General features: G+C 59.9%; 13 protein-coding genes and 1 pseudogene. 6 read left to right on the top strand and 8 right to left on the bottom strand.

Going from position 1 to position 14,935, the window contains the following annotated elements:
* Positions 1-110: 110 nt before the first annotated feature.
* Positions 111-791 (bottom strand): EcsC family protein, encoded by a 681-nt coding sequence (locus AC2LD7_RS08765; RefSeq protein WP_031311186.1) that lies wholly within the window; start codon positions 789-791, stop codon positions 111-113.
* A gap of 172 nt (positions 792-963) precedes the next feature.
* A pseudogene (locus tag AC2LD7_RS08770) lies at positions 964-1,263 on the bottom strand (IS5/IS1182 family transposase); the annotation flags it as partial.
* Between the two features lie 356 nt (positions 1,264-1,619).
* Here AC2LD7_RS08770 and AC2LD7_RS08775 point away from each other — a divergent pair.
* Positions 1,620-1,967, top strand: coding sequence for a helix-turn-helix transcriptional regulator (locus AC2LD7_RS08775; protein ID WP_021209456.1), 348 nt, complete (start codon positions 1,620-1,622; stop codon positions 1,965-1,967).
* A 20-nt stretch (positions 1,968-1,987) separates the two neighbouring features.
* Here the strand turns inward: AC2LD7_RS08775 and AC2LD7_RS08780 are convergent, their stop codons facing one another.
* The 6 genes from AC2LD7_RS08780 to AC2LD7_RS08805 all read right to left on the bottom strand — a co-directional run bounded on the left by AC2LD7_RS08780 (position 1,988) and on the right by AC2LD7_RS08805 (position 8,241).
* Positions 1,988-2,512: a helix-turn-helix transcriptional regulator gene (locus tag AC2LD7_RS08780; RefSeq protein ID WP_484597373.1), complete on the bottom strand. Its 525-nt coding sequence runs from the start codon at positions 2,510-2,512 to the stop codon at positions 1,988-1,990.
* A gap of 4 nt (positions 2,513-2,516) precedes the next feature.
* Positions 2,517-2,792 carry a hypothetical protein gene (locus tag AC2LD7_RS08785; protein ID WP_131651225.1) on the bottom strand — a complete coding sequence of 92 codons (276 nt, stop codon included), beginning with the start codon at positions 2,790-2,792 and terminating at the stop codon, positions 2,517-2,519.
* A gap of 60 nt (positions 2,793-2,852) precedes the next feature.
* A complete protein-coding gene (locus tag AC2LD7_RS08790) occupies positions 2,853-4,109 on the bottom strand; it encodes a tyrosine-type recombinase/integrase (protein ID WP_484597374.1) in 1,257 nt (418 codons plus the stop codon).
* 301 nt (positions 4,110-4,410) lie between these two features.
* A complete protein-coding gene (gene guaA / locus AC2LD7_RS08795) occupies positions 4,411-5,991 on the bottom strand; it encodes a glutamine-hydrolyzing GMP synthase (RefSeq protein WP_484597375.1) in 1,581 nt (526 codons plus the stop codon).
* A 102-nt stretch (positions 5,992-6,093) separates the two neighbouring features.
* A complete protein-coding gene (guaB, locus tag AC2LD7_RS08800) occupies positions 6,094-7,563 on the bottom strand; it encodes an IMP dehydrogenase (RefSeq protein WP_484597376.1) in 1,470 nt (489 codons plus the stop codon).
* A gap of 126 nt (positions 7,564-7,689) precedes the next feature.
* Positions 7,690-8,241, bottom strand: coding sequence for a transposase family protein (locus AC2LD7_RS08805; RefSeq protein WP_484597377.1), 552 nt, complete (start codon positions 8,239-8,241; stop codon positions 7,690-7,692).
* Between the two features lie 139 nt (positions 8,242-8,380).
* Here AC2LD7_RS08805 and xseA point away from each other — a divergent pair, with 139 nt between their 5' ends.
* From xseA to leuA, 5 genes are all read left to right on the top strand, one after another.
* Positions 8,381-9,760: an exodeoxyribonuclease VII large subunit gene (gene xseA, locus AC2LD7_RS08810; RefSeq protein ID WP_484597378.1), complete on the top strand. Its 1,380-nt coding sequence runs from the start codon at positions 8,381-8,383 to the stop codon at positions 9,758-9,760.
* Between the two features lie 38 nt (positions 9,761-9,798).
* On the top strand, positions 9,799-10,617 hold the full coding sequence (locus tag AC2LD7_RS08815; RefSeq protein ID WP_484597379.1) for a peptidoglycan DD-metalloendopeptidase family protein: 819 nt from the start codon (positions 9,799-9,801) through the stop codon (positions 10,615-10,617).
* A gap of 23 nt (positions 10,618-10,640) precedes the next feature.
* Entirely contained in the window at positions 10,641-11,183 is a 543-nt protein-coding gene (locus AC2LD7_RS08820; protein WP_484597380.1) for a hydrolase, read from the top strand.
* A 55-nt stretch (positions 11,184-11,238) separates the two neighbouring features.
* Positions 11,239-12,555: a mechanosensitive ion channel family protein gene (locus tag AC2LD7_RS08825; protein WP_484597381.1), complete on the top strand. Its 1,317-nt coding sequence runs from the start codon at positions 11,239-11,241 to the stop codon at positions 12,553-12,555.
* Positions 12,556-12,952: 397 nt separating this feature from the next.
* Positions 12,953-14,623 carry a 2-isopropylmalate synthase gene (gene leuA, locus AC2LD7_RS08830; RefSeq protein ID WP_484597382.1) on the top strand — a complete coding sequence of 557 codons (1,671 nt, stop codon included), beginning with the start codon at positions 12,953-12,955 and terminating at the stop codon, positions 14,621-14,623.
* The last annotated feature ends 312 nt before the right edge of the window (positions 14,624-14,935 follow it).

The following is a 14,935-nucleotide window of genomic DNA, read 5'->3' on the forward strand; positions in this document are numbered from 1 at the left end:
AGTTCTCAGAAATCATAGCAAAGGTTTGTACGGACGTTTTTACACACTCTGGGCCAGAAGCGACCGGTCTATCCGATAAATAAATACGTTCCCTTTCCCTCTTCTGACAGTTACTCCGTGGCCACCTCTTCTTTCAGATTCAGAAGGAAGGTGTCGCGAGCGGTTTTTCCTACATAGGTGGTGAGCGCGTAATTCGCCGTTCCGCCGACGATGACCCCGATCCCAAACGGGATTACTTTCGCCGCGGCTTTCTGAGTGAACGAAATGCCGATCTTCGCAAACAACTCCTTGATAATCTGAAGCGTCGGGCCCTTCAAATATTGGTGCACCATACGCACGCCGGCCTTGCTGGCAATTCTGGTAGCCCCGGAAGACCCCAGCTGCTCCAAGGAGCCGTACAGCGCGATGATGTACGACATGTGCTTAGCATCTTCGTTGGACATCTTGCCGTTAATGGCAACCGCCAGACACATGGTCATGTCGATCTGCAGCTTCATGCACACCGAGATATCCGCCAGCCCGCCCCCCACAGCGCTCACCGCAGTACCGATACCGGGAATGACACCCGGAAGAGCAGTGGCGGCGCCAGACGTCGCGGCCAGCTTTGAATAGCGGCTAATGATTTTGTCGACGACAGCATCCTGAATCTTTTCGTCCGTTGCGGACGGCGCCGAGCTGCGTGCCTGGTTTTCGTACTGCGTAACCATTTCTCGGGCATCCTGCGGGCTAATGGCGATAGCCTCCACCATCTTCATCAATGAAGAGCTGCTTTCGTCTTTTTCTGTAGTCATGCCAAATTTAGTTCCAAGAATAGTTTATAGGCAGCCTTTTCGAGGCCGAGCACTGACTCAGAGAGTGGCATATTTGATATCAAAATAACATTGCACCCGTGGCCTCGCGTCGCTAGGGATTTACCCTCACTTCAGCGGTTTAACCCGAATCGGGTGGTCGACCTTGGCACGTACCTGCCGCCAGTTTGTGGCGTCCATCAGACGAAGGAAGTTGAGGATGGCGGTCTCGTCGGGGATGCGCTCCGGGCAACCCGGCAACTGGTACAGGAGGGTCGTCTCGTACAGCGCCCCCGCCATAGCCGGGTCGCTGTAGCAGCGGATAGGCAGGGCAACCGCCTTCACCCTTCGGGTAATGCGGCTCGATCAGGGTAATAAAGTCTTGTCATGGCAGCACCTGATTCATTCTGATCAGGAACAGCTCCTTGCGGTTCTGCTTATGGTTGCTGGCATACTGGGCGTCGGCGAGGGTCATCTGTTTCGTGGGCAGAGACCGGACAAGGTGGCCTTCCAACAAAACGGACCGTATTAGCGGCCCGTCCACCTGTTAATGACCTACCTTCTAGCCCCTCCAACCTCGACTTGACCGCACCTGGCTGTCTGCTTTTGGCTGTAGCTGCCAGTCGTGACCGGCTGCAATTGCCCGTAAGCCTTCGTGGTGGTGTTGTCCTTCGCTCGCTGGCATCAACTGAATCCCGCGACTACAAGGGCATTGCAGATGGATCTAGGTTTCGTTCCTCTACGCTGCAACAGGTTGTCTCGATAGGTACCGAACCGCACCATGCCGCTATTCCGCAGACTCCCTTAGTCAACGTGGAACCACAATCGCCTATGCCCAGCTTACTGATTTCTAAAAACAGCGAGCCACTGCCCATTCCAGAGACAGACGGCTACGACGTGCTACCACAGTTTCCGAAGCAAAGCCCCCTACCGTTTCGGCGCACCATCCGGCGACAAGAGCTAAGACAGATCATCCCTCTGTCCGAAACGACCATCTACGAGATGGAGCGTCGTGGCGAGTTCCCTAGACGCTTTAACCTGACACCGCGTTGCGTCGTATGGGACTTAGCTGAGGTGGAGGCGTGGATCGAGGAGCGCAAGCAGGCGCCTCGTAAAAACATCAGTGGCCCGGATGTCCGCCTACGGAAAACCCGCCCGGTTCGGTCGAGCTCAGATTAGGTATGCGGCCGATGCAGGCCTCAGCCAACTAGAGCTTCCAGCTCCGTAGAAGTCGAGCGAGGTAGACGCCGACTTTCCTTCGCCAGATTGACCTGCAAAGCCACTTGAGCCACCTCCAGAACATCCCAGGCCAGCGAGTAGCTGCCCTTGGTCTGCAACCAGGCCAGCACGTCCGCCAGGTGCCAGATTGACGCACTGCCCTCGTGCACCGGTGCGGGGAAGCTGCCCGGATTGGCCAGCATCAGCTTGCGCATGTTTTGTCGCGATACACCAACCATTTCGGCCACGTCAGTGAGGCCGACCAGATCCGGAGCGACCTCTATCAGCCTGGCCGAGGGCACCGCATGGCGCACATCGGCCAGTGCACTGCGCACAGCCGCATCCGCATTCTCCGCCTCTCGAGTGAACTCCAGAGCCAGCCGACCCGGCTGGCCGATGCCGACCAGAGCATCGTCGCAGCCCGCTTCGCCAAGGCGCTCGACCAGAATATCCGGGGTACGGTCGTCCTCAGCGAGTTGGTATTTCAGGGTGAAGGTGTATTCCATCGTGCTACTCCTCTGCACCGTTGGCAGTATCCTGCTGCGTACGATGCGTGGTGCAGTTGTCCACCACGCGGCGTAAGGCGCGTGCATGGTTGCTGGGGTTCTTCGGCGTACTCCACACGCTGGTGATGCAGAACTCGCCGCAGCGACATTCCTCGTCGTTATAGGGACAGTAAATCCGCCCCCAGGCGTGACTGCCGCCAACTTCGATGCGCCACCCCTGCCCTTCGGCATGTTTAAGCGCTTCTTCGATCTCTTTCTTAGGATGTGAAGGACGGGCCATGGATGGTCTCCAGTATTCGTATGCTTCGACAGGTTGTCAACTGACAACCTGTCCATTCCTTTATACGGCTGCACTCAATACCGGCACGGACACATTGTCCGGCAACAGCTTCGGAAGGTGAGTCCGACCATCGATCCAGGCATCAACCATGTCTGCCCACTCTTGCAACATGTGGCGCCGCTGCTCCGCATATTCGGCCTTGTTGTAGACCGAGCGCGAGGAACGCCCGTCCTCATGCGCCAGGCACTTCTCGATCCAGTCACCGTTGAAGCCCACTTCGTTGAGTAGCGTAGAGCCAGTCCTGCGCAGGTCGTGCACCGTAAACGGCTCCAGCGGCAGCCCTGCTTCCTTGGCCCGCGATGCGATAAGTTGGGTGATCCGGTTCAAGGTGGCGTGCGACATGCAGCGGTGGATGTCATAGCGCGAGGGCAGCACGAACCTCGAGCCTGCAGCACACGTGTGCAATGCCACGAAGATGTCCAGAGCTTGGCGCGACAGGTGGACCACGTGGGGATTGCGTCCCTTCATACGCTGCTTGGAGATCGTCCACGTGGCGTTCTCAAAATCCACCTCATTCCAAGTAGCTTCGATCAGCTCGCTTTTACGCACCAAGGTCAGCAGTACCAGGCGCAAGGCCAATCGAATGGTGGGGTACGCCGCAATCGACTCCAACTGGTGAAAAGCCAGGCGAATCTCGGTCGGGGTCAGCGCTCGGTCTTTCGGCACGAAGGTGGCGATCGATGCTGCCTTAACACCGTCGGCCGGATTCTCCACTTTCTCACCGTGCAGGATTGCAAACGCAAAGACCTGCTTCACGATGTCGCGAATGTGGACGGCCGTTGCCGGCGCACCACGCCCCTTCACCTTGGCGCAGAGCATGCGGAGATCGTCTGCAGTGATTTCGGTCAGGAGACGGTTCTCGAAGACCGGCAGGATGTCGCGATCAATGATGCTCTTACGCATGGATCGCGTGCTGTCGGCCATACGCGTATCAGTCAGCCATCTCTTCAGCATGTCGCCAAACGACTTGGCAGCTGTCAGTCGCCGCTTGGCTCGCTGTTTTTCCAAGGAGGGAGATATGCCTTGAGCAACCATTCGCTTGGCATCCAGCAGCTTTTCGCGCGCCATGGCCAATGAAATCCCCGCTGGCCCATACCGTCCGATGGTCAGCGTTTCCCGGCGTCCATTGAGACGGTAATCGTAGCGAAAGGTGACGGTACCGCCGGGCGATACCGTTACGTACATGCCGTCGCGATCGGAAGCCTTGTAGGGCTTGGCTTTGGGCTTTAGTTTGCGCAGTGCGGTGTCGGTCAGCATTGAGGTTTTTCCTCCTGTTCAGGACGGCTTTTACCGTCCAGGTTCAGGAGACCTGCTGATGCCGGGAAAGCCGCATGACAGAAGCTTTCCGGAGGAGAGATTTACCGTCAAAGACCGGTTTGGTCTCGATAGTAAACGGGAGGGTCTGAATCCGGCCTTCGGTTCTTACCGTTACCAGTACCGCCAAAACATTCCGCTGCCTGGCGATAGCTACCGATAGGTGACGCGACGCATTTTATTATAAATCAACACGTTACAGCACCTTATCGATAGGTATCGATAGTCCTCGAAGGACCTGATATCACTCCCACTCGATGGTGGCAGGCGGCTTGCTCGATACATCGTAAGTGACGCGCGAGATGCCTTCGATCTCGTTGATGATCCGGTTCGAAACCTTCTCTAGCAGCTCATAAGGCAGATGCGCCCAACGTGCGGTCATGAAATCGACGGTCTCCACTGCGCGCAGCGCGACGACCCAGGCGTAGCGACGACCGTCGCCGACCACACCCACCGATTTGACCGGCTGGAAGACCACGAAGGCCTGGCTGGTCTTGTGGTACCAATCGAAGTTGCGCAGTTCCTGGATGAAGATGTGGTCGGCACGACGCAGCAGGTCGGCGTATTCCTTCTTCACCTCGCCGAGAATGCGCACGCCCAGACCCGGACCCGGGAATGGATGGCGATACACCATGTCGTAGGGCAGACCCAGTTCGAGACCGATCTTGCGGACCTCGTCCTTGAACAGTTCACGTAGGGGTTCGACCAGTTTGAGGTTCATTTCTTCCGGCAGGCCACCGACGTTGTGGTGCGACTTGATCACATGCGCCTTGCCGCTCTTGGCACCGGCGGACTCGATGACGTCCGGGTAAATGGTGCCTTGGGCGAGAAACTGAATGTTGTCGAGCTTGCTGGCCTGGGCATCGAAGACGTCGATGAACGTGCGGCCGATGATCTTGCGCTTCTTCTCCGGGTCGGCTTCGCCGGCGAGGTTGTCGAGGAACTGCGCTTCGGCGTCCGCGCGGATCACCTTGACGCCCATGTTCTCGGCGAACATCGCCATTACCTGATCGCCTTCGTGCAGGCGCAGCAGGCCATTGTCGACGAACACGCAGGTCAGTTGATCACCGATGGCCTTGTGCAGCAGCGCCGCGACCACCGAGGAATCGACACCGCCGGAAAGGCCCAGCAGCACGTTGGCCGAACCGACCTGAGTCCGGACCTGCTCGATCAAATCATCGACGATATTCGACGGTGTCCACAGCGCCTCGCAACCACATATTTCCAGCAGGAAACGCGACAGGATGCGCCCGCCCTGGCGGGTGTGAGTCACTTCTGGATGGAATTGCACACCATAGTAGCCGCGGTGGTCGTCGCCCATCGCAGCGATTGGGCAGCTCGGCGTGCTGGCGAGGATATGGAAACCTTCCGGCAGGTTGGTCACCTTATCGCCGTGGCTCATCCAGACGTCGAGGCCGAACACGCCGTCGTCGTCCATGTGGTCTTCGATGCCGTCGAACAGCTTGGACTTGCCGACCAGATCGACGCGCGCATAGCCGAACTCGCGCTCATTGGAACCCTGGACCTTGCCGCCGAGCTGCTCGGACATGGTCTGCATGCCATAGCAGATGCCGAACAGCGGCACGTTCAGATCGAACACTGCCTGCGGCGCACGTGGGCTACCTTCGGCGTGTACCGACTCCGGACCGCCAGCGAGAATGATGCCGCGCGGATTGAATTCGCGAATATCTTCATCGCTCATGTCGAACGGATGCAGCTCGCAGTAGACGCCAATCTCGCGCACGCGCCGAGCGATCAGCTGCGTGTACTGGGAGCCGAAATCGAGAATCAGGATACGGTGAGCGTGGATGTCGGGGTGGGCCATTTTCTTTACCTGAATAATGGCCGGAGGATGGAGGCTGGAGGCTGAACGAGAAAGCAACATCGTCCAGCCTCTAGCCTCTAGCCTCCAGCGAAAAGAGCTTGATCAGCCAACCCGATAGTTCGGGGCTTCTTTCGTGATCTGTACGTCGTGCACGTGCGACTCGGCCATGCCGGCGCCCGTGATGCGCACGAACTGCGGATGGGTACGCATGTGATCGATGGTCGCGCTACCGGTGTAGCCCATGGAGGCGCGCAGGCCGCCCATCAGCTGGTGAATGATCGCGGCCAGCGAGCCCTTGTACGGCACGCGCCCTTCGATGCCTTCGGGCACCAGCTTCTCGGCACCAGCGGAGGAGTCCTGGAAGTAGCGATCCGACGAACCCTGCGCCTGGGACATGGCGCCCAGCGAGCCCATGCCGCGGTAAGCCTTGTACGAGCGACCCTGGAACAGCTCGATCTCGCCCGGCGCCTCTTCGGTTCCGGCGAACATCGAGCCCATCATCACGGCGTTGGCGCCGGCCACGATGGCCTTGGACAGGTCACCGGAGAAACGGATGCCGCCGTCGGCGATCATCGGCACGCCGGTGCCTTCGAGCGCGGCGGAGACATTGGCGATTGCGGATATCTGCGGCACGCCGACACCGGCGACGATGCGGGTGGTGCAGATCGAGCCGGGGCCGATACCGACCTTGACCGCATCGGCTCCCGCCTTGACCAGATCCAGAGCGGCCTCGGCGGTGGCGATGTTGCCGCCGATCACCTGTACCTGCGGGAAGTTGTCCTTGACCCAGCGCACGCGATCGAGCACGCCGCGCGAATGGCCATGAGCGGTATCGACCACGATCACATCGACGCCGGCTGCAGCCAATGCTTCGACACGCTCGGCCGTATCAGCGCCAGTACCTACGGCAGCACCGACACGCAGGCGGCCCTGATCATCCTTGGATGCCAGCGGGTAGGTCTTGGCCTTCTCGATGTCACGGAAGGTGACCAGCCCGCGCAGGTGGAAATTACTGTCGACCACCAGCATCTTCTCGATGCGGTGCTCGTAGAGTTTGGTTTTGATTTCTTCGAGGCCGGTGCCTTCCTGAACGGTGATCAGCTCTTCCTTCGGCGTCATGATCGCGGCAACGGAATCACCGACGTTCGGCGTAAAGCGCAGGTCGCGCCCGGTGACAATACCCACCAGTTCTTTGCCCGACACTACGGGGAAACCAGAGAAACCCAGCTCGCGCGCCTTGCGCAGCAGTTCGCTGATCTTGGTTTCAGGCGTCACGGTCGCCGGATCGTGAACGATCGCCGTTTCGTGGCGCTTGACCTTGCGAACCTCCGCCGCCTGCTGTTCGACATTCATGTTCTTGTGAATGATGCCGATGCCGCCTTCCTGTGCCATGGCGATGGCCAGGCGGGCTTCGGTGACAGTGTCCATTGCCGCGGAAACAAGGGGAATGTTCAGCTCGATGTCGCGGGTCAGGCGGGTCTTGAGGCTGACATCCTTCGGCAAGACCTCGGAATAACCCGGGATCAGGAGAACGTCATCGAAAGTCAGGGCTTCTTGGCTGATACGCAGCATGGCGGGGGCTCCCAGGCGGGAAAAAGGAAGCGCGGCATTATACCCACAGGACCCCTTGCGCTCAATGCGGTTGTGCGGTCCGCCGCGCACGTTCGCCATGGAAGAATCGACGAACTGACCAGCTGGTCACGAACGCTCCGTCACCAAAGCCGCCGCGAAACCCAGGCGCCCGGTGAATTCCGCAAGAAACGCCTGGCGGAAGCCAGCCTCACCCCAGCCGTTGAAGATGAACCCCAGATTGGAAAATCCGCAGGCAGGGATGAACAGGAAACCATTGATGTCGTCTTCGAACCCGCATTCCGGACAGACGAACGTATCGGTCTGTGCAGGCATCCACTCGTCGAGACTCTCGAACAGCGCCTCTCCAATCTCGCGGCGACATTCGGGGCAGCCAGCTTCCTCGGCAAAATCCCGGGTCGGGGTGTAGATGCAGCGCGTGGTCACCACTTCCAGCCCATTGATCGCCTCGCCGAACGGCAGTCGCTCAGGATGCTCTACGACGCTGCGTGCACCCGCCGCGATGGCGTACCCCATACCGCCTACTCCGCGACCGCAGGTGGTTGGCAATGCCTCGACGATCCGTCGTTCGGAGAGCCAGCGCAGGATCATCCGCGCCTTGGCTTCATGGCCGGGAAACGTGGAAATACGCGGCACGACGATGGCTTGGCTGTGGCCCATGGCTTGCTCGAACAAAGATGGAGAAAGCCGCGCAGCTTAATACGCCCTTCACACAGGTCAATGATGCCTCGTCGCCTGTCGTTCGTTTAGCCTTTCGCCTCCAGCGCTCTTTCCGCGCTTTTCCCTTATCATCGCCGCCATGCTCAAAGATCCTTTCCAACGCCTGAATCTCGACCGCGAGGTGCTGACCGTCAACCAGCTCAACGGTCGCGCGCGGCTGCTGCTCGAAGACGTATTTTCCCAAGTCTGGGTCGAAGGCGAAATTTCCAACCTGTCCAAGCCAGCCTCCGGCCACATCTATTTCACCCTCAAGGACAAGAGCGCCCAGGTCCGCTGCGCACTGTTCCGACAGAACGCATTACGCGTGCGCCAGGCCTTGCGCGATGGATTGGCCGTGAAGGTGCGCGGCCGGGTTTCGCTGTTCGAGGGTCGTGGCGACTATCAGTTGATTCTCGACAATGTCGAGCCCGCCGGCGATGGCGCGTTGCGCCTGGCCTTCGAGGCGCTGAAGGAAAAACTCAGCGCCGAAGGCCTGTTCGACGCCGCAGGCAAACGCGCCCTGCCCGCCCATCCACAGCGCATCGGCATCGTCAGTTCGCCTACCGGCGCGGTGATTCGCGACATCATTTCGGTGTTTCGCCGACGCGCCCCGCATGTTGCGCTGACCCTGGTGCCGACACCGGTGCAGGGCCGTGAGGCGACAGCTCAGATCGTGCGAGCCATTGAACTGGCTGATCGCGGCGGTTTCGATGCATTGATTCTCGCGCGTGGTGGCGGCTCGCTGGAGGATCTCTGGTGCTTCAACGAAGAGGCCGTGGCGCGCGCCGTCGAAGCCTGCGAGACGCCGATCGTTTGCGCCGTCGGGCACGAGACCGACGTGTCCATCGCCGATTTCGTTGCTGATGTCCGCGCGCCGACACCTTCCGCCGCAGCCGAGTTGCTGGCACCGAGCAGTGCTGATGTTCGGCAACGCCTGGACGGTCTGCGTCAACGCTTGTTGCTTCGTATGCGCGATCGTCTGCATCGCGAAGAATCGCGTCTCGAAGGCCTGACCCGGCGCCTGCGCCATCCCGGTGAGCGTCTGCAACAACAGGCCCAGCGCATCGATCATCTGGAACAACGCTTACTGCGCGGTATCGATCGCCGCCTCTGCGCGGGTCAGGAACGCCTCGCCCGACTCGATACACGCCTCGCCGCGCAACATCCCGGGCGCGCACTCAATCTGCTGCGTCAGCGGCTTGAGCATCTATCCGGACGCATGCCGCGCGCCATGCAAGACGCACTGAAAAGCCGCCGTCAGCATCTGCTGGGGCTGGCGCAGACGCTGAATGTCGTGAGTCCACTGGCGACACTGTCACGCGGCTACAGCATTCTGCTCAACGAGCGCGGCCAGGCGATTCGCAGTGCCGGCCAGACCCAGCCCGGCCAGCGGTTGAAGGCGCGCCTCGGGGATGGCGAGCTGGAGGTTCGCGTCGAGGACAATCATCAAACGCCGGTGACGCTCTCCTTGTTGGACTGAGCGGCACCGGGCGCCACCCGCTTTACGAAGGAATCACCATGCGTTTTGTTTTCGTGTTGCTGCTCTGTCTGACGCTCCCCGCCCACGCCGAAGGTTTTCTTACCCGTCTGCTGAACAAGCCCGTACCCGGTGGCGTCGCGGTGATTGGTCTTGGCAGCGATGCGAATGCGCCGACAGCACGTTACGAAGGCAAGCCTGTGCTAGTGGTGCGCGAGGATGGCCAGCGCTGGATCGCCATCGTCGGCATCCCGCTGACGGTAAAGGCCGGCCAGCAGTCGCTGGACGTCGATGGCCAGGCGCATAGCTTCCGTGTCGAACCCCGGACCTACCGCGAGCAGCACATCACATTGAAGAATCAACGGCAGGTGAATCCAAATCCTGCCGACCTCAAGCGCATCGAACGCGAACTGGATGAGCAGACCCGCGCCTACCGTCAGTTCAGCCCTCGCCAGCCCAGTAACCTGCTGTTCGACAAGCCCGTGAACGGACCGCTGTCCTCGCCGTTCGGCCTTCGCCGCTTCTTTAACGGCGAAGAGCGCAACCCGCATTCAGGACTGGACTTTGCCGCCTCGGCAGGCACACCAATCAAGGCTCCGGCCGCCGGAAAGGTGATCCTCATCGGCAACTATTTCTTCAATGGCAACACGGTATTCGTCGACCATGGCCAAGGGCTGATAAGCATGTTCTGCCACCTGTCGAAGATCGATGTAAAGGTCGGCGACGAGCTTTCTCGCGGCGCCGTGCTCGGCAAGGTCGGTTCTACCGGCAGAGCCACCGGGCCGCACCTGCACTGGAACGTCAGCCTCAACGATGTGCGCATCGATCCGTCCATTTTCATCGGCGCGTTCAAGCCCTGATTCGGTCTGCAAGGAAAACCACAATGCTCATCAATGCGCAGGAATCCACGCTCGTCATCATCGATATCCAGGAGCGGCTGTTCCCCGCGATTGAGGGCAACACCGCGCTGGCCGAGCACAGCGCGTGGCTGATTCAAGTGGCCAAGCGCGTCGGCGTGCCGGTGCTAGCCACCGAGCAATACAGCAAGGGCCTGGGCTCGACCATCGCCATGCTACGCGACGGCATCGGCGAGGATTCGATCGTCGAGAAGCTGCATTTTTCCGCCGCCCGCGATGGCGAGCTGTTCAAGCGCCCCGGCGGCGAGCGCCGGCAGTTCGTGATCTGCGGCACCGAAACCCACATCTGCGTGCTGCAGACGGTTCTTGATCTGATAGGCCGCGGCAATCAGGTCTTCGTCGTAGATGAGGCTGTCGGCTCACGCCGTGCCAGCGATAAGGCGCTAGGCCTGGCGCGCATGCAGCAGGCCGGTGCCAGCATCGTGTCGCGGGAGATGGTCGCATTCGAATGGATGGAACAGGCCGGGACCGACCTCTTCCGTTCGATCAGCCGCGAATTTATCCGCTAGTCCAATTTCACGGCCGCAGCGGTGCCTGAGATAGCCAACTAATGGGAGCACCTAAATGCAGGAAGAGCTAAACGTGTGGCTGGAATGGCTCAGAACTCACCCTGAGCTGCAAACTCTGGTCGCCAGCGTCGCGCTGATCTTCGCCGCCTGGCTGGCTAATTGGGTGGTCAAACGAATCTTGGTGCGCGGCCTGTACAAAGCGCTGCGTCACGCCCGCGACGCGCAACTACAGGATTTCGGCATCATCCGCCGATTATCGAATATCGTTCCAGCGCTAGTGCTATCAGTCGGAGTGAATGCCGTACCGGGTCTACCCGAGGCAGCCGTGACTGTGGTGCGCAACGTCTGTGGCGGCTTCATCGTGCTGACCATCGCTCTGGCTTTGGGTGCGCTGCTGGACATCATCAACCTGCTCTACCAGCGCCGCGCCGATGCCCATGTGCACCCGATCAAGGGCTACCTGCAGGTGGTCAAGATCGTCCTGTACGCGATAGCGACCATCCTGATCATCGCGACGCTGATCGATCGGTCGCCGCTGATCCTGCTGTCCGGCCTCGGCGCCATGGCCGCTGTACTGATGCTGATCTTTCAGGACACCATCCTCTCGCTGGTGGCTAGCGTGCAGATTTCGTCGAACGACATCATCCGCGTCGGCGACTGGATCGAGATGCCACAACTCAACGCCGACGGCGATGTCATCGACATCGCCCTGCATACGGTGAAAGTGCAGAATTGGGACAAGACCATCTCCAATATCCCGACCAAGCGCTTCATCAGCGATTCGTTCAAGAACTGGCGGGGCATGCAGGAAAGTGGCGGGCGGCGGATCAAGCGCAGCTTGTATCTCGATCAGCAAAGCGTGCATTTCCTGAGCGCGGAAAAATGCGAGCACCTGCACCGCTTCAACCTGCTGGATGACTACCTCACCGACAAGCGCCGAGAGATCGACGAGTGGAACGCCAAGCTGGAAGAACGTGGCAAAGAGCCGGTGAACACCCGGCGCATCACCAACATCGGAAGCTTCCGGATTTACGTTGAGCGCTACCTGCGCAGCCACAGCGGCGTGCACCAGGGCATGACATTGATGGTGCGCCAGCTCAGCCCCACGGCAGACGGGTTACCGCTGGAACTCTACTGCTTCGCCAACACCGTGGAGTGGGCGAAATATGAAAGCATTCAGTCGGACATCTTCGACCATCTGCTGGCGATTCTTCCGGAGTTCGGCTTGCGTGTGTTCCAGCACCCGAGCGGTGCCGATATGCGCGAGGGTTATGGCTCGGTCATCCAGCTGCTCAGCCGGCCGGTGCCCGAACGGCCCGAACAGTCGAAACCTAGCGATGCGCACAGCGAAGCTCGGAAGCTGGAAGGCTGAGCGAAGACAGAAGAGCGGCGTCAGCGCATGGCGCGTGCTTCCCGACGACCCAAGCGTTCGAGGCTCCAGCCTCCTCAGTAGGTCTTGAACCGACGTTCCGGATGAAACCTGGCTTTCGCCTCATTGAGCCAGGAAGTGAACACAGCTGCTGCGCTTCATTCGCCTCGACACGCAACCCGGCACGCGCTGCAACTGCCCAGCAATCGAAATTCTATTTCAGCGCTTTTATGAGCACTAATATCTTAAAAAACAGGATTATTGGATAAAAACACCAATTTTTCCAAGGTTGTTGCAATACAGCGCGATCAGACTCTACATTCGAACCATCAACTCCGTATCGATCTGCTCCGTGCTCCCCGACGCGTCACGCCTGGGAAGCTGCTCAAAGGGAATCGCCATGACCATGCTCAAAGATCCGTCGAAGAAATATCGTCCGTTTCCGGTGATCAATCTGCCTGACCGTACCTGGCCGTCGCAGACCATTACCCAGGCACCGATCTGGCTGAGTTCCGATTTGCGCGACGGCAACCAGTCGCTGATCGAGCCGATGGACGCGGCGAAGAAGATGCGTTTTTTCAAGACGCTGGTGCAGATCGGCGTGAAGGAAATCGAGGTGGGCTTCCCCTCCGCATCGCAGACCGATTTCGACTTCGTTCGCGAGCTCATCGAAGGTGGCCACATTCCCGATGACGTCACGATTCAGGTCCTGACCCAGGCACGGGAAGACCTGATCACCCGCACCTTCGAATCCCTCAAGGGCGCCAAGCAGGCCATCGTCCATTATTACAACGCTACCGCGCCGAGTTTCCGCCGCATCGTCTTCAATCAGGACAAAGCCGGCGTGGTGAATATTGCGGTCAGCGCCGCTCAGATCGTCAAACGTCTGGCCACTGCCGCACCTGAAACCAACTGGCGCTTCGAATATTCGCCCGAGGTGTTCAGCTCTACCGAAACCGATTTCGCGATTGAGGTCTGCAACGCGGTTATCGAAGTGTTCCAGCCGACGCCGGCGCAGAAGCTGATCCTCAATCTGCCGGCCACCATCGAAGCGGCTACCCCGAACATTTACGCCGACCAGATCGAGTACTTCGGTCGCCATATCGACAAGCGCGACTGCGTGCTGATCAGCCTGCACACCCATAATGATCGCGGCACTGGCGTGGCCGCTACCGAGCTGGGCCTGATGGCCGGCGCCGACCGCGTCGAAGGCTGTCTGTTCGGCAATGGCGAACGCACGGGCAATGTCGACCTGGTCACCGTGGCGCTGAACATGTACAGCCAGGGTGTCGATCCGCAACTGGACTTCTCCGACATCGACGCCGTGCGCAAAGTGGTCGAGGAATGCAATCAGTTACCGGTGCATCCACGTCACCCCTACGTCGGCGACTTGGTGCACACAGCCTTCTCCGGCTCGCACCAGGACGCGATCCGCAAGGGTTTCAGTCAGCAGGACCCGAACGGTGTCTGGGAGGTGCCTTACCTGCCGATCGACCCAGCCGATATCGGCCGCAGCTACGAGGCGGTCATTCGCGTCAACAGCCAGTCCGGCAAGGGTGGCATCTCCTATCTGCTTGAGCAGGAATACGGCATCAGCCTGCCTCGGCGCATGCAGATCGAGTTCAGCCAGGTGGTACAGAAGGAGACGGATCGCCTGGGCCTAGAAATGAGCGCCAAGCAGATCTATGCGCTGCTCGAAGCCGAATACCTGCAGGCCACCACGCCCTATACGCTGAAGAGCCATCGCCTGCAGGAAGAGAACGGCACCAGCGCAGTGGATGTGGAAGTTGTCAGCGACGGCGAGACCATGCACTGGCGCGGCATCGGCAAGGGCCCGCTGGAAGCGCTGGTGGCCGGGCTGCCGGTCAAGCTGGAGATCATGGATTACCACGAGCACTCGATCGGTGCCGGCAGCAATGCCAAAGCGGCGGCTTATATCGAGGTGCGTCTGGATGGCGAGCGTCCGCTGCACGGGATTGGCATCGACGAGAACATCACCACGGCCAGCATCCGTGCGCTGTTCAGCGCGTTGAACCGGGCCCGACGCGAGGCCGAGGTGAAAGCAGCCTGACCCTGATCGGCGAGCCCCGTTCGTGGGCTCGCCGTACTTATAGAAAAGAGCCGGCACGCACGGCTATCAGGCACGAACATCGCTGGCCGCCGCGCTCCGCGGCGAAACTGAAGCAATTTCTCGGCGGTTGCTCTGGCCGCAGGCCGCGTGAATGCCGAACCATCAGCCCGTACCAGCCCTCTCATTTACGCATCAGGCGTATGCATGCGGCGGGTCTTCCGATAAGCCTCACCTGTATCGGCAAAAGACATTCGTCCTCTTCCCGCCTATCGCCATGTCATATCGCAGCGGAACGAATGAACGGACCGTCGC

Source organism: Stutzerimonas sp. (assembly GCF_982611455.1).